Origin of the sequence: Streptomyces sp. QH1-20 (genome assembly GCF_041283565.1) — a bacterium.
GTDB lineage: Bacteria > Actinomycetota > Actinomycetes > Streptomycetales > Streptomycetaceae > Streptomyces > Streptomyces syringius.
In genome coordinates, this window is record NZ_CP166300.1 from 122,179 (window position 1) to 141,831 (window position 19,653).

14 protein-coding genes and 1 pseudogene are annotated in these 19,653 nt (G+C 69.3%); 12 read left to right on the forward strand and 3 right to left on the reverse strand.

The window, feature by feature from the left end; genetic code table 11:
- Nucleotides 1–38 precede the first annotated feature (38 nt).
- Both AB8O64_RS35940 and AB8O64_RS35945 read right to left on the reverse strand, forming a co-directional pair.
- Nucleotides 39–221: a hypothetical protein gene (locus AB8O64_RS35940; RefSeq protein WP_370424163.1), complete on the reverse strand. Its 183-nt coding sequence runs from the start codon at nt 219–221 to the stop codon at nt 39–41.
- Between the two features lie 229 nt (nt 222–450).
- Complete coding sequence (locus AB8O64_RS35945) at nt 451–762, reverse strand: hypothetical protein (protein ID WP_370424165.1); 312 nt, start codon at nt 760–762, stop codon at nt 451–453.
- A gap of 232 nt (nt 763–994) precedes the next feature.
- Here AB8O64_RS35945 and AB8O64_RS35950 point away from each other — a divergent pair, with 232 nt between their 5' ends.
- A complete protein-coding gene (locus AB8O64_RS35950) occupies nt 995–2,620 on the forward strand; it encodes a hypothetical protein (protein WP_370424166.1) in 1,626 nt (541 codons plus the stop codon).
- Nucleotides 2,621–2,833: 213 nt separating this feature from the next.
- Here the strand turns inward: AB8O64_RS35950 and AB8O64_RS35955 are convergent.
- Nucleotides 2,834–5,017, reverse strand: a pseudogene (locus AB8O64_RS35955) (ATP-dependent Clp protease ATP-binding subunit); the annotation flags it as partial.
- Between the two features lie 448 nt (nt 5,018–5,465).
- Between AB8O64_RS35955 and AB8O64_RS35960 the strand changes: the two are divergent.
- The 11 genes from AB8O64_RS35960 to AB8O64_RS36010 all read left to right on the forward strand — a co-directional run bounded on the left by AB8O64_RS35960 (nt 5,466) and on the right by AB8O64_RS36010 (nt 19,652).
- Nucleotides 5,466–7,067 carry a phage tail sheath family protein gene (locus AB8O64_RS35960; RefSeq protein ID WP_370424167.1) on the forward strand — a complete coding sequence of 534 codons (1,602 nt, stop codon included), beginning with the start codon at nt 5,466–5,468 and terminating at the stop codon, nt 7,065–7,067.
- A 53-nt stretch (nt 7,068–7,120) separates the two neighbouring features.
- Nucleotides 7,121–7,579, forward strand: coding sequence for a hypothetical protein (locus tag AB8O64_RS35965; protein ID WP_370424168.1), 459 nt, complete (start codon nt 7,121–7,123; stop codon nt 7,577–7,579).
- Between the two features lie 32 nt (nt 7,580–7,611).
- The gene (locus tag AB8O64_RS35970; protein ID WP_370424169.1) at nt 7,612–8,049 is read left to right on the forward strand and encodes a hypothetical protein; all 438 of its coding nucleotides are present in this window, start codon (nt 7,612–7,614) and stop codon (nt 8,047–8,049) included.
- Between the two features lie 2 nt (nt 8,050–8,051).
- Nucleotides 8,052–8,225 (forward strand): DUF6760 family protein, encoded by a 174-nt coding sequence (locus tag AB8O64_RS35975; protein ID WP_370424170.1) that lies wholly within the window; start codon nt 8,052–8,054, stop codon nt 8,223–8,225.
- A gap of 5,524 nt (nt 8,226–13,749) precedes the next feature.
- Complete coding sequence (locus tag AB8O64_RS35980; protein ID WP_370424171.1) at nt 13,750–14,247, forward strand: phage tail protein; 498 nt, start codon at nt 13,750–13,752, stop codon at nt 14,245–14,247.
- 38 nt (nt 14,248–14,285) lie between these two features.
- Nucleotides 14,286–14,768 carry a hypothetical protein gene (locus AB8O64_RS35985; RefSeq protein ID WP_370424173.1) on the forward strand — a complete coding sequence of 161 codons (483 nt, stop codon included), beginning with the start codon at nt 14,286–14,288 and terminating at the stop codon, nt 14,766–14,768.
- Nucleotides 14,765–14,977 (forward strand): LysM peptidoglycan-binding domain-containing protein, encoded by a 213-nt coding sequence (locus AB8O64_RS35990; protein WP_370424174.1) that lies wholly within the window; start codon nt 14,765–14,767, stop codon nt 14,975–14,977. Before AB8O64_RS35985 ends, AB8O64_RS35990 begins: the two co-directional genes overlap by 4 nt.
- A 54-nt stretch (nt 14,978–15,031) precedes the next feature.
- Nucleotides 15,032–16,831: a VgrG-related protein gene (locus tag AB8O64_RS35995; RefSeq protein ID WP_370424175.1), complete on the forward strand. Its 1,800-nt coding sequence runs from the start codon at nt 15,032–15,034 to the stop codon at nt 16,829–16,831.
- 48 nt (nt 16,832–16,879) lie between these two features.
- Nucleotides 16,880–17,173: a PAAR domain-containing protein gene (locus tag AB8O64_RS36000; protein ID WP_370424176.1), complete on the forward strand. Its 294-nt coding sequence runs from the start codon at nt 16,880–16,882 to the stop codon at nt 17,171–17,173.
- An 87-nt stretch (nt 17,174–17,260) separates the two neighbouring features.
- Nucleotides 17,261–17,707: a GPW/gp25 family protein gene (locus AB8O64_RS36005; protein ID WP_370424177.1), complete on the forward strand. Its 447-nt coding sequence runs from the start codon at nt 17,261–17,263 to the stop codon at nt 17,705–17,707.
- Nucleotides 17,694–19,652, forward strand: coding sequence for a putative baseplate assembly protein (locus tag AB8O64_RS36010; protein ID WP_370424178.1), 1,959 nt, complete (start codon nt 17,694–17,696; stop codon nt 19,650–19,652). Before AB8O64_RS36005 ends, AB8O64_RS36010 begins: the two co-directional genes overlap by 14 nt.
- Nucleotide 19,653: the final 1 nt, after the last annotated feature.

Below are 19,653 nucleotides of genomic sequence, written 5' to 3' on the forward strand. Positions count from 1 at the left end.
TGCGGAGAGTTTCTGGGCCCTACTCAAGGAGGGGAAGTTCAGGCAGGGGTGATGTCGATGCGGCGATCGTCGAGGATCGGCAGGACATCGCGGGTCGCGTTCCAGAGGGTGCTCTTGCAGACGCCGAACAGTTCGGCGAGGGTGTCGAGTCCGCAGATGCGGCGGCGGTTGAGGCTCGTGGCGAGGATCCGGTCGCCGTCGCTGTTTTTCTGGCGGAACACACCGCCGCGGGTGCGCTCCCCCGCCGGATTGCCGGGGAGCGCTGGCACTGGCCCGATCGCCGACTGGGCTCGCGGCTGGCCTGAACAGGCCCTCCTCCCGCTTCAGCCAGCCCTTCGCGTGCAGGGCATAGGCGCGGTGGCGCACCCGTTCCACCGCGAGCTTTCCCGTCCCTGCCCCAGGGCGTCAGCGATCGTGGCCACGTCCACCAGGCCGTCGGCAGGTGCGCCGTCACCCGAAGACGGTCGCACGCCCCGTGCTGAAGCCGTCGAGCACCTCCAGCACGTCATGGCCCCGGCTCGGGTCGCCGGGATGATCGGCGGAGAGCGGCACGTCGGAGACGACCTTGCCACGTGTGTGTCCGCTTTCCGGCTGGCTTTCGGCGAGTTTCCGGCTGGCTCTCGGCGAGCAGGGCTCTGGAACGATCGACAAGACGTTCAAAGATCCCTCTGTAGCGCCGCCCTTCATCCAGCCGTCCGAAAATACCGAGGCCCAGTTGGCGCTGGCTTCCCGGGAATCCGCAGAGCGGCGTCGCATGAACACCGAGAAAGCCCGACCTGGCCACCGCGTTCGCCGCACGCCTGTCCCCGCTCGAGCGCGTGGCCCTACGGTACTGGACCGGCAAGCTCCTCGCTCTGCCGCCAGGCTCCGGGGAAGCCCGGGACCCCTACGGTGTCGGCGCAGACGGTGTTCCGTGATGAGACCACCGCGGTAATGAGTAGTGAGTAATGAGGGCCGCAGTTCAACAGGCACGTGGAAGCAGGAGAAAGGCAGCATGGGCGAATACGTCGGCACGCGACAGCCGCGGCAGCAGCGCGGGCACCTGAGCGCAACCGGTGGGGCGCAGTCGCACCATCAACTGATCCTCAGGCGCCTCGCCCGGGAGGACTGGGCCGCACAGGTGGATCACATCGACGCCCGCACCGCCGGGCTGATGCTCGCTCTGGGACCACAACCACGCGAGGGCGGTGTCCTCTCCAAGAGCGCCTGGCAGCAGGGAATGCTCCTGGACACCGCCGCGCAGTGGGGCGACCTCAACACGTTCCGAACCGCGGCCTGCGACTACGCCGAGGAGTTGGGGCGGCAGGCTGCGCGCCGGGACGCGGACAAGACCCTGTTGGAGCGGTTGTCCCGCTGGACTCGCTCCCGGGACACTCACGCTCACCGGGCCTTGCGAAAGAGGGAGGTGGCGCAGAAGTCTGCCGACGCCAGGAGCCTCCTCGCCGCGGTCGGGCGCACACATGTCTGCACCGACACCGAGCTCGCGTACCTCAAGGCCAAGCCGGTTGCGGACATCGCGCGCGCCGCCGTGAACACGGGGGCCGCAGCGCCTGATCTCAGCCGGTTCACTCCCGAAGCCGTCACCACGGCGCACCGGCTGCTCAAGGCCGCGCCGACGGCAGGAGCCGTATGGCGTGACCCATTCCACCTCCGGGACGGCATCGCGCGGGGACAGAAGGTCGTGGCCGTCACTAACTCGGTCGGGGCGTGGCTCGCGAAGGCGGCGGCGGATGAGGCGCACGCGGCAGAGCATGAGCGCCAGGCCGTGTCCCGAGCGGTCACGCTCTCCTTCAAGGCCGGGCTGTGGGGCGCGGACGAGGAACAGCTCACCGCCATACTCAACAGCCCGGCCCGCACGCACGACGAGCCCCGGGTGGAGGAGCGAGACGCGCTCGTCGCGGAACACCTGACCATCTTGCGCGCGGCCCGCGCCGGTGGCGCTGTGGCCTATCTGTCCGGCATCCGTGAAGAAGAGGCCAGGATCGAGCAGACCAAGCACACGGGCCTCAACAAATGGCTACGGCAGGGCTGCGTCTACGGCCGGAAGGGCACTCGTCGGGTGGAGGCGGCCTATGACCTGGTCACCCGCCGCGCCGAGGACATCGAGGTGATGAAGGTGCTCCTCGCCTACGGTCTTCACCCCGCCACCAGCCGGGCCGACACCGCCGTACCGGCCGTGCTGGGGCTGACCACGGCCCAACGGGCCAAGCTACGCGGCCTCCTGGAGCCCAAGTTGTCGCTGGCCCGGCCCGGCCCCGGCCGGGAGGGCCTGACCCGCATGATCTGCCGGATCGACGAGGTCCCGGATGCCTGGAGCATGCTCAAGGCGGTGCGCGACCACGGCACCGACCACTTGAAAGCCCGTAGGGCAGCCGCGGCGGACACCTTGGAAGCCTTGCGCCGAGGGATCGAGAAGCTGCAGCGGTCCGGAAAGGAGCAGCGCGACGAAAAGTACCGGAAGGCGATCACCGACGGAAAGGCGCTGGTGGCCGAAGCCGTGTCGGTCCTCGCCGCGCTGGACCGCCAGATCGAGCTCCAGCACTCCCCGACCTACGCCGCCCTGGTCCGCGTCATGGCCTGGCCGGGCCCGCCAGGGGCGCGGCACCTACGGCCGGCCTGAACCGGGGAAGAGCCGGAGCGGTCCGCCCCGGACGCCGCAGCGACAATTGCCCTACCGCGCTTCCGCGTTGTCCCTTTTCCAGGGCTCGCTGTCCGACCGCTTCGAATGCACAAGCCGGACCTCAGGGGTCAGGGCCGACACCGGGACGCCGGCCTTGAAACGGATCGTGACCAGGGTGCGGTCAAATCGGGCGGGAAAGAGGCGAGATCGGGCTCACGCGGCGTCGTCGGTCTCCCCGGCGCAAGCTCCGCCGCGCGTCATCAGGAGACCGTCCTCCGTGACATCGACGCGGACCGTGTCGCCGTCCTTGACCTCGCCCGCCAGGATCTCCTTGGCGAGGCGGTCGCCGATGGCGGTCTGGATGAGGCGGCGCAGGGGGCGGGCGCCGTAGGCCGGGTCGTTGCCCTCGTCGGCCAGCCAGGCCAGGGCCTCGGGGGTGACCTCCAGGGCGAGGCGGCGGTCGGCCAGGCGCTTGGCGAGGCGGGCGATCTGGAGCTCGGCGATGTGCGCCAGCTCGTCCTTGGTGAGCGCCGAGAAGACCACCAGGTCGTCCAGGCGGTTCAGGAACTCGGGCTTGAAGCTCGCCCTCACCACCTCCAGGACCTGCTGCTTCTTCTCGTCCTCGGAGGTCAGCGGCTCCACCAGATACTGACTGCCCAGGTTCGACGTCAGCACCAGGATGGTGTTGCGGAAGTCGACCGTGCGGCCCTGGCCGTCGGTGAGGCGGCCGTCGTCGAGGACCTGGAGCAGGACGTCGAAGACCTCCGGGTGCGCCTTCTCGACCTCGTCGAGCAGGACCACGCTGTACGGGCGGCGGCGGACGGCCTCGGTGAGCTGGCCGCCCTCCTCGTACCCCACGTACCCGGGTGGGGCGCCGACCAGACGGGCCACGCTGTGCTTCTCGCCGTACTCCGACATGTCGATGCGGACCATCGCCCGCTCGTCGTCGAAGAGGAAGTCGGCCAGCGCCTTGGCCAGTTCCGTCTTGCCCACGCCGGTCGGGCCGAGGAAGAGGAACGAGCCCGTCGGGCGGTCGGGGTCCGCAATGCCCGCCCTGGTACGCCGGACCGCGTCCGAGACCGCGCGGACCGCCTCGCTCTGGCCGATCAGACGGCGGCCCAGCTCGTCCTCCATGCGCAGCAGCTTCTGCGTCTCGCCCTCCAGGAGGCGCCCGGCGGGGATGCCGGTCCAGGCGCCGACCACGTCCGCGATGTCGTCGGCGCCGACCTCGTCCTTGACCATGCTGCTCTTGGTGTCGGCGGTCTTGGCGGCCTCCTGCTCGGCCTCGGACGCCGCCTCCAGCTCGCGCTCCAGGGTCGGGATCTCGCCGTACAGCAGCTTGGAGGCGGTGTCGAAGTCGCCGTCGCGCTGGGCGCGCTCGGCCTGGCCGCGCAGGTCGTCGAGGCGCTCCTTGAGCTCGCCGACCCGGTTCAGGCCCTCCTTCTCCTTCTCCCAGCGCGCGGTGAGGCCGCGCAGGTCCTCCTCCTTGTCGGCGAGGTCGCGGCGGATCTTCTCCAGCCGCTCCTTGCTCGCCGCGTCCGTCTCCTTGGACAGGGCCAGCTCCTCCATACGGAGGCGGTCGACCGCCCGCTGGAGCTCGTCGATCTCCACGGGGGACGAGTCGATCTCCATGCGCAGCCGGGACGCGGCCTCGTCGACCAGGTCGATCGCCTTGTCGGGCAGGAAGCGGGAGGTGATGTACCGGTCGGACAGGGTGGCGGCCGCCACCAGCGCGCTGTCCGCGATCTGCACCTTGTGGTGCGCCTCGTACCGGCCCTTGAGGCCGCGCAGGATCGCGATGGTGTCCTCGACCGTGGGCTCGGCGACCAGGACCTGCTGGAAGCGGCGCTCCAGGGCGGGGTCCTTCTCGATGCGCTCGCGGTACTCGTCGAGCGTCGTCGCGCCCACCATCCGCAGCTCGCCCCGGGCCAGCATCGGCTTGAGCATGTTGCCCGCGTCCATGGCCGAGTCGCCGCCGGCGCCCGCGCCGACGACCGTGTGCAGCTCGTCGATGAACGTGACGATCTGGCCGTCGCTCGCCTTGATCTCGGCCAGGACGGTCTTCAGGCGCTCCTCGAACTCGCCCCGGTACTTCGCCCCGGCCACCATCGCGCCGAGGTCCAGCGAGACCAGCCGCTTGTTCTTCAGGGACTCCGGGACGTCGCCCTTCACGATCCGCTGGGCCAGGCCCTCCACGACCGCGGTCTTGCCGACGCCCGGCTCACCGATGAGCACCGGGTTGTTCTTGGTGCGCCGGGAGAGCACCTGCACCACCCGGCGGATCTCCTGGTCCCGGCCGATGACCGGGTCGAGCTTGCCCTCGCGGGCCGCTGCCGTGAAGTCCGTGCCGAACTTCTCCAGGGCCTTGTACTGGCCCTCGGGGTCGGGGGTGGTCACCACGTGTCTCCTCGTCTCGTTCCGGCCGCACGGGAAGCGTGCGCACGCGTACACGGGTCTCAGTCTCGGGGGAGCGCTCCGTGGGGAGCTGTGAAGAAAGTTGACTCCTGTATCCAGCGGTCGATCTTCCATAATTCAACCTAATTCGGCGGCGAGTAACGACCCGTCGTAGGCCAAAGGTTGATCCGCGCGAGACCACGGAAGACAGATTCTCGTCAGGCGTCCCGGATCTCCGATCCCGTTTGACACGGCATAGAATCCACGACGATGCTTACGGACAGAATCCACGGTCCGAAGCTGGCAATGAGCAGCCAATCGTGCGGCAAGAGAACCGTCTCCAGCCCCGGCAATGGGTAGCAGTTTCCTTTTCTCACGGTTTCCCGTGACGGACAGATCAGGCCGCTAACTGGATTCACCCTCGGGATAACTCATCAAGAAGGAGTGCTGGATGGCCACCTACCTGTCCCCCGGCGTATTTGTGGAAGAGAGCACGAGCGGCTCCCGCCCCGTGGAGGGCGTCGGCACCGCAGTAGCCGCCTTCGTCGGATTCGCCGAGCAGGGCCCGCTCAACGAGCCGGTCCGGGTCACCAACTGGGCCCAGTTCACCAACACGTTCGGTGAATTCATCGAGGGCTCCTACCTCGCGCACTCCGTCTACGGCTACTTCTCCAACGGCGGCGGCACCTGTTACGTCGTCCGCGTCGGCGGGCAGTCAGCCAACGGCGACGCCGTCGAGGGCGCCCAGTCCGTCGGCTCCGCCCCGGCGCAGGTCCTCGGCGGCTTCCGGGTGGCGGCCCTCCCGGCCGCGACGGGCCGCGACATCTCGGTCGACGTGCAGAAGAAGCCCGCCGATCCCAAGGCCAAGCGGGCCACCGGCTCCGCGGCCGACAAGGCGAAGGCCGCCGACGGTGGTTCGGACGACGTCTTCACCTTCACCGTCAAGGTGGACGGTTCGGCCGCCGAGACGTTCGACGTCTCCGCCGACAAGGCCTCGGCGGCGTACGTGGTGACGCAGGTCAAGGAGCGTTCCAAGTTCGTCATGGTGGAGGAGGCACCGACGGCCGGCGCCGCGCTCGCGCTGCCCGACTCCTCTTCGCTGGCCCTGTCGGCCGCTGCCAAGGGCGGCGCCGCGGGCGGCAAGGTCGTGGCCAAGGACATCGTCGGCAAGTACGTCGGCAAGGTCAACGACCGCACCGGCCTGTCCGGCCTTGAGGCCATCGACGACATCACCATGGTGATGGCTCCGGACCTGATGGCCGCCTACCAGGCCGGCAACGTCAGCCGCGAGCAGGTCAAGGCCATCCAGATGGCTATGATCAACCACTGCGAGAACATGGCCAACCGCATGGCCATCCTCGACCCGCTGCCGGACATGGGCCCGACCGAGGTCTACGAGTGGCGCCAGAATGAGGCGGGCTTCGACTCCAAGTACGCCACGCTCTACTACCCGTGGATCCAGGTCGCCGACCCTTCCAGCGGCAAGGGCTTCCTGATGCCGCCGTCCGGCCACGTCGCCGGCCTGTGGGCCCGCAGCGACGAGGCCCGCGGTGTGCACAAGGCCCCCGCCAACGAGGTGCTGCGCGGCGCCCTCGATCTCGGCATTCAGGTCACCAAGGGTGAGCAGGAGCAGCTCAACCCGGCTGGCGTCAACTGCATCCGCAGCTTCCCTGGCCGTGGCATCCGCGTGTGGGGCGCCCGCACCCTCTCCAGCGACCCGTCGTGGCGCTACCTGAATGTCCGACGCCTCTTCAACTACCTGGAGGAGTCGGTCTACCTGGGCTCGCAGTGGGCGGTGTTCGAGCCCAACGACGAGCGGCTGTGGGCCACCATCCGCCGCAACATCGCCGCATTCCTCACCAACGAGTGGCGGAACGGTGCCCTCTTCGGCAGCACGCCGGAGGAGGCGTTCTACGTCAAGTGTGACGCGGAGACCAACCCGCCCGAGGTCATCGACGCGGGTCAGGTCATCTGTGAGATCGGTGTGGCGCCCGTCAAGCCTGCCGAGTTCGTCGTGTTCCGAATCGCCCAAGAGTCGCCGAGCGCGGAATAAAACGCAACAGACTTCTGTCGCCCGAAAAATAATCACCCGATCAAGGAGAAACCGTGGCCGATAGCTTCTCGATTCAGTGTGACGGCATCCAGATTGCCGCACTCACTCAGGTCAACTGGCCGGATAAGGGATTCAACCACAGCACTGTGACCTTCGTTGACAGCGAAGGTCGCCTGCGGACTAACTCTTTTGCCACCGAGGCCATGCATGGCGAAATTACCGTTACGTTCCTCGCGGGAGACCCTTCGAAGCAGGGCGACGACGCCAACCTCAAGGCCATGCAGCAGTGGCTGAATGACGCCGGCGCCACGGGCAACGACGAGAAGGCGTTCAAGAACATCTCCATCATCACAAAGGATGAGGTCGGAAAGGACAAGACTGAAGAAAAGCGCAGCTTCATCCAGGCCCGGTGCATAAAGATCAGCCCTCCCAGCCTCTCGGCTGGGCCGAACTCAGGTACTGAGACGTACTCGGCCACGATCATCCACAACGGCGAGAACGAGACCAAGTGAAGCGGGGGCGTGTGACCGAGGGGTCCATCGGCATGGCTGCTGTGGCACCATCGGCCGCGCCCCTCGATTCCCAGGTGACCGCAGGCCTGCCCAGCAGGTCTGCGACCCTCCAAACAGAATTCCCATTTACGCTTCCTCGCGGTTACGTGGATTCACAAGGAACGGTCCATCGCGAGGGATTCATGCGTCTCGCCACAGCGCGGGACGAGCTCCTACCCTTGACCGACCAGCGAGTGCGCGAGAATCCGGCCTACCTGTCCGTCGTCCTCATCGGTCGACTGATAACCCGATTGGGTGACCTGACGGACATTCACGCCGGGATCATCGAGGGTCTTTTCGCCGCAGATCTGGCGTTTCTGCAGAAGTTCTACGAGAAGATCAATCTGGACGGTACGTCACTCGCGTCCACCGTGTGCCCCGATTGCCGACATGAATTCGAGGTCGACTTGGGGAGCCGCCTGGGGGAATGACGGTGTACGCGACCGAGAACCTGCGTTCGGAGATCGCGTACATCGCCTACCACTTCCACTGGTCGCACAACGAACTGCTCGACATGGATCACATCCAGCGTCGTGCCTACATCCGCCAGATCACGCAGATCAATCAGCGTCTCGATGACCAAATCGACCGGCCTTACGGAACTTAGGGAATCAGCTCATGCACCGGACCACCGAGGCCGGTCGCGCTGCGGCGGCAGCCGGGCGTGTTCCGGTGGCGCTGATGGAAACGGTACGAGTGATCGCGGCCGGGGTGTACCCGGTCACCGACTCCCGCCGGGTGACGGACCGGCTCCCCTCCTTCCAGGATCACCGGCTTTCCGGGGAGCTCAGGACCCTCATCAGCCCTGAGCCACCGCTGGTGTTCAGGCCCAGGGCGACGGCTTGGAGCTCGACCGGGAACCCGGCCCACCGCGCGCCCGCAGCCCTGTACTGGCGTCCCGCCGTCCCGCGTGGGGCCGGGGCGCGCGAGGGGACGGATACCGCACCGGTAAGCGTGGGGGACACGGCCGTCCCGTCCATGTCCACAACCGAATCGTCGGCGGGCACAGGCGGCGAGCTCGGGGCCCCGGGCGCGCCGGTAAGTCAAGCGGGCGAGAACCCAGAGCCGGATCAAGGTCCGGCTCGACGACGCCGGTTGCTGTTCGGGCTCGGCAGCCGACCGGAGGAGGCGGCCTCGGGCGGGCCCCGTTTCCGCCGGAACCGGCGTCGCAAGGCCGACGCCGCGGCGACGCAGGTCGACGGAGCCACGCGTGTCATTCCCGAGGCCGACGGAGCTCCGCAGCTCGTTGCCGGGGCCAGAGACGTACCTCCGCACCAGAAGGACACAGCACGCAACCTCGACTCCGCTTCACAGGGAACTCTGTACCGCATGGTCGCGGGCACCTCGCCCCTCCCGGCACGCGATGTCGAATCGACACCGGCCACCACGACCCGCGAGCCCGCGTTCAGGTCTGAGGGCGGTACGGCACCATCGGCCACCCGCGAGCCTGCGGCGGCACGGGGCCCCAAGCCCGTGTCGCTGGCCGGTCGTAGGCCCGTCGACGCTGCTGGTGATGCGGCCGCGTCCTTGCGGAGTTCTGTGTCCGCGCGGACGGGTGTGAGCGACGAGGCAGTGGTGCGAGGCGATGCGACTGCGCCGAGGCCTGGCCGTGGGGCCACGCCGGCGCACGAGTCCACGGACACGCCAGGGTGCGAGCCTTCCGTGTCGGCTGATCGTGGTGAGTACGTGCCGCCGGTCGATCGTGGGGCCGCCTTCGTGCGGGACACCCAGTTCGTGGCGGTCGCCGAGCCCGCGTCCGTACGCGACGCCGAGCCCCCCTTGACAGCCGGAAGCTCGACGGCACATGCCTTTGAGGCCGCCTCGCCGGCCGAACTCGTACCCGTATCCCTTCCTGGGCCTAGGACGGTAACCGAGCCCTCCTCGATACGTGGCACCGCATCCGTGTCTCTGCCTGCCGGCGAGCCTGCTGCAGTGGACGCCGCTGCGCCCGCTTCCGCCTCTGATCGTGCACCCGCACCCACGCCGGGCGAGGAGCCCGGAACCGCTTCCGGGTCGGAGCCGGAGCAGAGGCAGAGATCCGCCCGAGACGGTGGCGAACCGCGCACCGAGTCGGGCACATCCCTGCCCCCGATCTGCGAGCAGTCGGTCGAACTCGCTGCCGTACGCCGTCATTCCCGGTGGATCGACGAGCACGGCCAGGCTGATGCCCTCTCTCCCACCGCTGGAGTCGACGGAGAGGAACCCGCCGACGACCGGCACGCGGGACCGAGCGCGCCCACCCGGGCGACACCGGGCCAGTCAGCACGCCGGGCTACCGAGACGGCCGTACGGGCGGAAGCCGCTCCTGCCCCGCTCCTCTTGAACGAGGCCGCACCCGTGGTGTTGGGCCCGGCGCGCAGGCCCTCTCACCGCGCGGACCCGACACGCGAGGCCACTGACCTCGGCGAAAGTGTCGACGACGCCTCCACCACGGCGACGGTCGACGCGCCCGCAGGTACCGACCAGGTCCCCGCGGCGTCGACTGCACATGAAGTGGCTGTTGCACAGAAGGAGTTCGCTGCTGGTCCCTCACGCGTGAAGCAGGGGATCGCCGCCAACCTCTCGCACGTACAGCAGGGGTTCGCTGCTGCCCCCTCACACAAGAGCAGCTTGCGCGAAGATGCCCGGAGTGCCCCCGCTCCGGCGACAGACCGGGCTCCCGCCGCTGTCAGTAAGACCGACGCACTGCCCACACAGCAGGCGTCCGCGCGGGGGGAAGCCACCGCTGCCCTCTGCGGCGATGCCTCTGACGCGGTTGCCGAAGCCAGCCGGGCTGCCGCCCGCACGAATTCCCGTTCGCACGGGCGGGAGGCGGGCCCGTGCGACACGCAGACGCAGGCCCAGGGCTCCGCACCCGGGACGGCCGCCCCGACGGACCGCAAGAGCCCGGTCGACACCGTGCCGCCTGAGGCCAACGCCCAAGACAAGCAGGCTGGTTCCTCGTCGACCGGGCGGGACGAGGCTCCGTGCTCGGCGGACCGGACCGCCAAGACGCAGGCCGTCCACAGTACGTCGTACGTCACGGCCGACTCCCTTACCGACAGCAGCACGCCTTCCGTACCGGACTCCGCGCCACCGCGAACCTCCCACGACGAGCAGGGGACGGGCACTTCCCGCCGGACTGCCACCGCCCCTGCCGCGCGGCTCCGAGTCGATCAGCCCACTCCCCCGGTCATGCGCCCGCGACGCAGCCATAAACGGAGCGAGCACCCGAACCACGATGGCGCCCCCGCCGCCGAGAACGACACCACCCCCCCGGCGGCGCCCCAGGCCATACCGTTCCAGGACGCGGCCGACCAGCCTTCACCCAGCACGACAGCCACGCCGCACGAACGGTCGGAGGCCCACGCCCCGGCTCCGGACGCCACGCCACGGCCCGCTCCCCAGGATGCCGCCCCACCCATGCGGCCCGCCATAGCCAACTCCGTTGCGAGCAAGCCGAACGACGCCGATACGGCACCTCAAGCGTCGGGCTCCGTCGGCATGCGCTCCGCCGCCCCGGGAACCCCCGACGTTTCCACCCCCAGCCCTACGCTGCCGCAGAACCCACCGCAACCCGGCACCACTCGGGAGGCTCCTCACGCACACGCACGGCTCGACGAGTCGGGCGACCTCAGCACCCCCGACCTCGGCACCCTCGATGCCGGGACGCCCCCGCTCCTGGTCGAGCCCACGATGCACGGGGGCGTCCAGTCGCAGGCCCCGATGTCAGCACCCGGCCGAGGAACTGCACCAGCCGGGCCGACTCCGGCTGATGTGCGTCCTGCAGATGGCAGCACACCTTCCGCCGTCCCTGACGCGCAGGGGCAATCGCGTCACGATGCCCCGCGCCACGAACAGGGACAGGAAACCGCTGCCCCCAAGCCGGTCACGTCCGCTGCGGCCACTCTGAAGTTCGACGAATCCACGCTTCCGGTCATGCGGCCCGCACGTCGCGCCCACCGCAAGCACACCCCGTCCGAGCGGAACCAGAACGCGGCTGCCCGCCCGGAACAGCCCCCATCGCCCGAGGCAGACCACTCCACCGCCACGGCACGTCCTCAGCACACCCCGGCCCAGCCCTCCGTCTCCCTCGCCGCCCAGCCCGCTTCGGCATCCGAAGGCAGCGACGTAACCACCTCGAAGGCAGCGCGCACCCACGCGGCCCAGGCGGAAGCAACCGACCGCTCCACCCCGCACACGCTTGAGCGCGGCACACAGGCCCCGGCAACACCGCACACCTCGGCCTCCCGTCCCGGATTCCCCGTACAAACCTCCCCGCACAACCCCGCATCCAAGGGAATGGGTTCAGCCGCTCCCACCGAACTCGACACCCAGGCCGCTCGCCCGGAGACCACCAATCAGCCCGGCCCGTGCACCTTGGCCGACCACTCCACACCCGGCATTCCGCACCAGCCGACTACTATCGCCCTGCCCGCGCCGACTGCGCTGTTGCCGGAGCAGTGTGCCCCTGACCGCGTCACCTCTGCGGGGCCGGTATCGCCGGAGCCCGAGGCAGCCCGTGGCTTCCAACACCTCAGCATCTCCACGGTCGATGGTGCGGTGGGCACCACGGCTCCAGCTTCTGAGCACCAGGCGCTGCCTGACGTGCCGAGCCCTGCGTACGGCCAGGACGTCTGCCGCGTGAACGTGCCCGCCCCTGCCGTCCCTCTCCAGCTCGACGAACCCACGCCGATGGTCATGCGCCCCGCACCTCTCATAGGTCGCACACCCAAGCAGCAGCGGGACCGGAGCCAGGACCACCGCCGCGAGACCGATGGCCCCACCGCGCCGGCCGCCGCGTCCTGTGCACCCGAGCCCCTGCTTCCCGAGGGAGCCGGGGCTCCACCAACTCGCCTTGTTCAGACGCCTGGTACAGGACACACGGGGAGCTCGCAGAGGCATACCGCGACCGATGGCGTACGGCACCGACGTCAGCCAGAGCCGACGACCGGAACTCAGGCATCTGCGCCTTCACTCCAGCAGACCACCGCCCTCTCGGCCCCCTCGGCCACAGCACCGGCAAGCTCCGGAGACCGCGCTCTGCCCTCAGGACACTCGCCCTGGCCGAACGGCACCACCCAGGGTGGCGGTCCTGAGAAAAACCAGGGCGAGGCCGCCCCTGCCCCCGCCCCAAACGGCCGTCCGGAGCACGCCGACGCCGATGGCACCGCGCCCGCTCCTGACCTTCCTCCCCTCGCCCCCGGAGCCGCGCCTGCCGAACAGCCCTGGGCGCCGTGCGTCAACGGGAACGATGGTCACGCTGCCGCAGGCCACCAGATCGCAGTCCCGGGTCTGGATGGCGGCTACGCCGGCAGGACGACGGAAGGCTCCGCAGAGTCACCCACGAGCAACCTCCCGCTGCGTCGCCGGGGCACCGCCCAACGCACGTCGGCGCGAGCGACCAATGCTGCGCAGCACCATGAGGACACCAACCGCCACGAGCCACGCAACCATGAGTGGACCGACCGCTCCGAGCGACGCAGCCATGAGGCCATCGACCGCTCCGAGCGGCGGACGTCCGACCACTCTCGGCGGCCTGCGGAGGACGCACGGACGCCCCCAGCCGGTCCGCATCCTGATGCAGCCAATTCTGCGCCGAGCCCGGAAGGACCTCGTCCACCGACGGCCGCAGCGCCGAACGGGCGCCCCCAAATCCGCCCGGTTCATGCCGGGCTCGACCGCCGCCCCTTCGCGCACCCAGGCATCACCACTTCAGCCGTTTCCGGCGCGGCGCCCGCGCGCGGCATGACGCCGCTCGACGGCGCCCAGCACCCTGCCGAGGCCCGCACTCCAGGTCGGCCGTCCGCCGCCACCGCGACCACCCCCGTCATACCGACAACAGATCCGGCACCCGCCCCGATGACAGGCACCACGCCTCCGTCCTCCGGGGCCACCGACGTGCCGGGCCATTTCACGGCGGCGCCGGTCACGAGGGCGGAGGTCTGCCCCCGCTCCTCGTTCCTCTCGCCTTTCACCCTGGTCGGCCCAATCGAAGGCGCCACGGTTGCGGCCACGAGCGCGTTCGCCAACGGGCATCCGGTCTTTCACCGGATCGCCGAACAAGCGGCGCAGCAACACGCCGTCGTTTCCCCCCGTGCAGAGCACAGCACAGCACGCCGATCGAATGACGAAGCCGCCCCCACCTCCGAGTGGGGCGTCCCGATGGGCGTTCTCTCACCCGAAGCAGAGGCACAACGTTGAGCAAAGACGCCCAGCCCCTCCCCACCCATCGGTTCCAGTTGTCCTTCCACGGGCCGAAGGGAGAAATATGCGACGACTTCACTGGATGCACGGGGCTCGCGATGTCCATGGAGGTGGACGAGGTCATCGAGGGAGGCCATAACACCTCGCCGACCTACCTCAACACCCGTATCAAATACACCCCTTTGACCGTCTCACGGCTCGTATCGAAGGACACCCTGCAGATGTGCAAATGGGTCCAGGACAACTTGACCAATCCGGATCCCAAACCGGGGTATGTCGCGATTCTAGGACCCGACGAGAAGAAGGTGGCGTCGTGGGAACTCCTGGACTTGCGGCCGGTCGCCTGGCGGGGGCCGACCTTGAACACCTCCACCAGCACATGTGCCGTTGAAGAGATCGACTTCGTCCACGGCGGCTTCTACTTCGGCGATACGCCCAAGTAATCACCCCGGACACACCCGAGAAAGGAGGCAAGGAGACCGTGGAAAAGGTGGAGAAGGCGGTCCTCGAGATCTACAAGCCGCCGATCGGCGGCCAGAAGCCGCCCGGCACGCTGGAGAAAGAGGTGCCGTTTCAGTTCAATCCGGCACAGATCACCCTGGTCAAGGAGACCTCATGGGTGCGGCACACCACGCGCCTTGCGCCGTACGCCGCCGTTCCCGAGTTCGTGGGAAGCCAGCCCACGATGCTCACCATGACCATCGTTCTGGACGCGACCAAGCCGAATGACGAATCAGTCGACAATCGGGTGCGCACGCTTCTCGAATGCTGCCGGCCAGAGGACAGGAGCGTCACCAACAACCAGTCGTCCCCGCCCTGGGTCATGCTCCGCTGGGGGCACTGCAAGGCGGCCAACTTCCATTCGGTGGTGCGGCGCCTCTCGGTCCAGTTCACCCGCTTCTCCAGCAACGGCTATCCGCTGCGCGCCGTGTGCGAGCTGGCCCTGGAGGAGGTGGGCACATGAGCGCGCAGAGCGCGGGACACGTGTCGGGATCGCCTTCGTCGCGCCAGTTCAGCGTAGTGGTGCGAGGGGATTCCCTGCAGTCGATCGCGGTGCGCAGCACGGGCCGCGCGGCCGATTGGCGGCTGATCGCCGAGCTGAACGACATCGACGATCCGTCGAAGGTGCGCCCGGGCACCGTACTGGTCCTGCCGAACGCCACGGACCGCTGACCCTCACCGAGCTCCAACCAGCCACCCACCCCACGCAAGGACAAGGACACCGACATGACAGGGCGCCATACCGCCGGGCTGATCGTCGTGGCCGGGGGCCACCGGATGCCTTCGGCCTGCAACACCGCCTTGGCATGGGCCGTCGTGCAGGAGAACAGCCACACCTCGGCCACGGCAGAGGTCGGCATCCGGGACCCGCACAACGCATCACTGCTGGCCGAGTGGGGTATCACCCTGGGCGGCGCGCTCAAGCTGGTCTCGGTCACCGCCGACGGCGAGCACCCCTTGTTCGAGGGTGAGGTCACCGACTGCGAGGCCAGAGCCAGTTCGGACGGCAGCGGCTCCCACGGGTTCGGCGGTGTGCTCACCGTCATCCGCGCCAGGGACTGTTCCCACCGGCTGCGCCGGGGCTACCGGGTCGCGTCCTATCCGAAGATGACGGCCGGGGACATCGTTCGCAAGGTGGCCAATGAGGCTGGCGTGCAGACCGGCACCGTCGACGACGCTTCGTCGACGTACGATTTCCTCACCCAGCCCGCCATGTCGGACTGGGACTTCCTGAGCCACCTGGCCCGCGAAAACGGGCGTGACCTGTTCTTCCGCGACGGCAAACTGCACTTCTGCCAGCCCGCCCCGGCCTCCAGCGCTCCCGCGAAGGGCACCTCCGCCCAGGACAGCCCGTTCGCCCTGCAGTTCGGCGCCAACCTGCTGAAGGTCGGCTCGGTGGCATCCCTCGACGACCAAGTGACGGGCGTCGCCGTGCGGGGCTGGGACCCCGAACGCAAGGAGCCGTTCGTCGCCACGGGCAATCCGGTCACGGCCCGGCACAGCACCGCCTGGACAGCGCCGTCGGGCGCGGTATCCGGGCCGCCGCTGCTGCTCGCCGGGCTCCCACGCGGCACCCAGGGAGAGGCCGAGACTCTGGCGACGAGCATGGCCCAGGAGGTCGCGGCGGGCCTGCCGCGACTGCGCGCCGTGGTGCGCGGCGAGCCGCGACTGCGCCTGCGTTCGGGAGTGTCGCTGACCGGTCTGGGCAAGCAGTTCGAGGGCCAGTACACGGTCACGTCCGTACGCCACGAATACCACCCGGACTCCGGATATCTGACGGAGCTGACGGTCAACGAGGGCGCGGACCGTACAGCCGTGGGACGGCCCGGGGACGGTGAAGTGGGACTGCGGCGCTTCTACGGGCTGATGCCGGCCAAGGTCGTCAACATCAAGGACGACAAGGATCAGGGCCGGGTCAAGGTCCAGCTCCCTTGGCTGGACGCCCAGTACGAGAGCAACTGGGCTCGCACCGTCCAGTTGAGCGGCAGCCGCGGGCACGGTGTGGTGGTGCCAGAAGTCGGCGACGAGGTCCTGGTCGGCTTCGAGCACGGCAGCCTCGACCGGCCCTACGTCCTGGGCGGGCTCTACAACGGCGTCGACAAGCTCGCCCCGCACGAGCTCGACCTGGTGGACGGCGGTCAGGGCAAGACCAACCGGCGTTCCTTCGCGTCGAAGGAAGGGCACCGTCTGGAACTGCTCGATGCCGGCAGTCCGGGCATGGGCGCCACGCTGATCACCGGTGACGGCAAGCTCCAGATCCAGCTGGATCAGCACAACACGCTCATCTCTGTGCAGAGCAACGGCACCGTCGAGATCACCGCCGAGCACGGCATCGCCGTGGACGCGGGCAACGCACCGCTGGAGCTGAAGGGGCAGAGCATCGACATCAATGCCCAGCAGAGCCTCAAGATCTCCGGCACCCAGGTCGAGATGTCCGGAACCAAGGTCGACGTCAGTGCGGCCACGGCGAAGTTCTCCGGCAGCACCGTGGCCGAGATCTCAGGGGCTCTCGTGAAGATCAACTAACCCGCGCCCACCTCTCATTCTGAAGCCCCTCCCGAAAGGAGACCCGACATGCCTCCCGCCGCACGTATCGGCGACCCCACCATCCACGGCGCTGCGGCCGGCGTGGTGACCGGCCCCCCGATGGCTGCCACCGTCCTCATCGGCGGGCAGCCAGCCGCCGTCGCCGGGTCACTTGCGACCTGCGTGGGGCCCCTGCACATTCCGCCGATCCCGCCCGTGCCGGTGGTGGCCGTCCGCAAGGTGCTCATCAACGGCATGTCGGCGGCCGCGATGGGCGACACCATCGCCTGCGGCGGCGGCATGATCGCCATGGGCTGCCCGACCGTCATGATCGGGAGCTGAGCGCGGTGTCAGGCCCGATCCCCTCCGCCACGAGCGCGAGCCGCGAGCGCCGCTCCATCCCCTCACTCCGGGCAGGAGTTGAGTGCCGTGGCTGACTTCTTCCTCGGCCGCGGCTGGTCCGCCCCCCTCGGCGTGAGCCCCTCCGGGGGCATCGCGATGATCGAGGGCGCCGCCGACGTCGAGCAAGCCATCCGTCTGGTGCTCGGCACCGAGCCCGGCGAGCGGCCCATGCGGCCCGAGTTCGGGTGTGCGATCCGTGACCGGGTCTTCGGCTCGTTCGACGCCGCGACCTGCGGAGCCATCGCGTACGAGGTGCGCCGGTCCCTTGAGCGGTGGGAGCCGCGGATCACCGTGGACGACGTGAGCGTGATCCAGGCCGCCGGCGAGCAGGAGGTCCTCGACATCCAGATCGCCTACCAGCTGGCCGGCACCAACAGCCGCCGCAACCTTGTCTACCCGTTCTATGTGATACCCGCCCGCGACGGCGAGGGACCGCACCCCCAGCACAGGAGGGACACCGATGTCGCTGCCTAGCCCCCACCTGGACGACCGCCGGTTCCAGGATCTCGTGGACGACGCCAAGCGGTTCATCCAGCGGCGCTGCCCGGAATGGACCGACCACAACGTCTCCGACCCGGGTGTGGCGCTCATCGAGGCGTTCGCGCAGATGGTCGACCAGCTGTCCTACCGGGTCAACCGCATTCCAGAGAAGGTCCACCTGGAGTTCCTCGACCTGCTTGGCGTGCAGCTCACCGCCCCGCAGGCCGCGCGTACGGAGTTGACGTTCCGGCTCTCGGCCCCGCAGGAGGCCGACGTGACGGTGCCGACCGGTACGGAGGTCGCCACCCCGCGCTCGGGCAGCGCGCCCGCGCGGATCTTCACGGTGAACCGGGAGCTGGCGATCGTGCCGACCTCGCTGAGCCACATCGGCTCGGCGGCAGCCGGGCACGCGCCCGAGCTCGTCACGGAGCGCTTCCTGTCCGGCGAGCCGGTGACGTGCTTCGCCGAGCAACCCACGCCTGGCGATGCCCTGTTCGTGGGTCTGTCGCAGGCCGCGCCGCGGTGTGCGGTGGCACTGCGCGTGGAGTGCGCGATGGACGGTGTCGGCGTGGACCCGCGGCGCCCTCCGCGGGTGTGGGAGGCCTGGTGCGGGGACAGCTGGGTGGAGTGCGAGGTCGAGAGCGACGGCACGGGTGGTCTGAACCGGCCCGGTGAGATCGTGCTGCACCTGCCCGACGGACATGCCGTCTCACTGATCGGGCGCCGCAGGGCGGGCTGGCTGCGCTGCCGCATCACCGAGGCAGGCCCGGGCCAGCCACCGTACTCCTCCTCCCCCAGGATCAGCGCCCTGGAGGCGTACACGATGGGCGGCACCACGACCGCCCTTGAGGGCGAGACCGTCCCGCACGACGAGATGGGCGTTTCGGACGGCACCCCGGGCCAGTCCTTCAGCGTGCACCGCACCCCCGTCGTCGCCGGGTCGCTGCGCGCGGTGGCGGTGGAGACCAAGGCGGGCCGGCAAGTGTGGAAGGCGGTGCCTTCCTTCACCGAGTCCTCCCCCACCGACCGGCACATCACCGTGGACGAGGCGAGCGGCACCGTCCAGTTCGGCCCGTCCGTGCGCCAGCCGGACGGCGAGATGCGGCAGTACGGCGCGGTACCCGAGATTGGCGCCAGGATCACGGCCGGTGCCTACCGGCGCGGCGGCGGACGCGAGGGCAACGTCGCCGCGAATACCCTGACGGTGCTGCGCACCCCGCTCGCCCTAATCTCGCGGGTCGACAACCGCACCCCCGCCACGGGCGGCGTGGACGCCGAGTCGGTGGACAGCGCGCGCCGCCGCGCGGGGCACTGGCTGCGCGCCCAGGACCGCGCAGTCACCGCGAAGGACTATGAGTCCGTCGTTGCCGCGGCCTGCCGCGACGCCGGTCGCATCGAGTGCGTGGCAGACCCCGGTGACTCCGAACGGGCTGGCCTAGTACGTGTTCTGATCATCCCTCAGGTACGGGATGTACGCGAGGAGGACAGCTGGCGCGAGCTGGTGCCCTCGGAGGCCATGCTCGCTTCAGCCGCCCGCGCGGTGGAAGCGGCCCGGCCCATGGGCGTCGTCGTGTCGGTCAGCGGGCCCGCCTACCAGGGCGTGACCGTGGTCGCCGAGATCGAGGCCGCCAAGGGCGCGGACCGGGCCGAGGTCAAGGAGCGGGTGCTGCGGTCGCTGTACGAGTGCCTCAGCCCGCTGCCGTCCGGCCACGGCGAACACAACCGCTCGGGCTGGCCCCTGGGGCGGGCGCTGCGCCTGAGCGACCTATACGCGGTCGCCGCACGCTGCGAGGACGTCGAGTCGGTGACCAGGCTCGAGATGTACCCCGCCGACATCGGCACCGGCGAGCGGCAGCCCGCGGCCGACAGGATCGACGTCGGCCCCGCGACGCTGTTCCTCTCCTTCCGCCACCAGGTCGCCGTCAAGAGCGCGCGCTGAA

Bases quoted from the DNA above. Each gene is read 5' to 3' on its own strand.
- AB8O64_RS35960 (WP_370424167.1), top strand. From the start codon at position 5,466: ATGGCCACCTACCTGTCCCCCGGCGTATTTGTGGAAGAGAGCACGAGC.
- AB8O64_RS36010 (WP_370424178.1), top strand. From the start codon at position 17,694: ATGTCGCTGCCTAGCCCCCACCTGGACGACCGCCGGTTCCAGGATCTC.
- AB8O64_RS35970 (WP_370424169.1), top strand. From the start codon at position 7,612: ATGGCTGCTGTGGCACCATCGGCCGCGCCCCTCGATTCCCAGGTGACC.
- AB8O64_RS35995 (WP_370424175.1), top strand. From the start codon at position 15,032: ATGACAGGGCGCCATACCGCCGGGCTGATCGTCGTGGCCGGGGGCCAC.
- AB8O64_RS36000 (WP_370424176.1), top strand. From the start codon at position 16,880: ATGCCTCCCGCCGCACGTATCGGCGACCCCACCATCCACGGCGCTGCG.
- AB8O64_RS35990 (WP_370424174.1), top strand. From the start codon at position 14,765: ATGAGCGCGCAGAGCGCGGGACACGTGTCGGGATCGCCTTCGTCGCGC.
- AB8O64_RS35950 (WP_370424166.1), top strand. From the start codon at position 995: ATGGGCGAATACGTCGGCACGCGACAGCCGCGGCAGCAGCGCGGGCAC.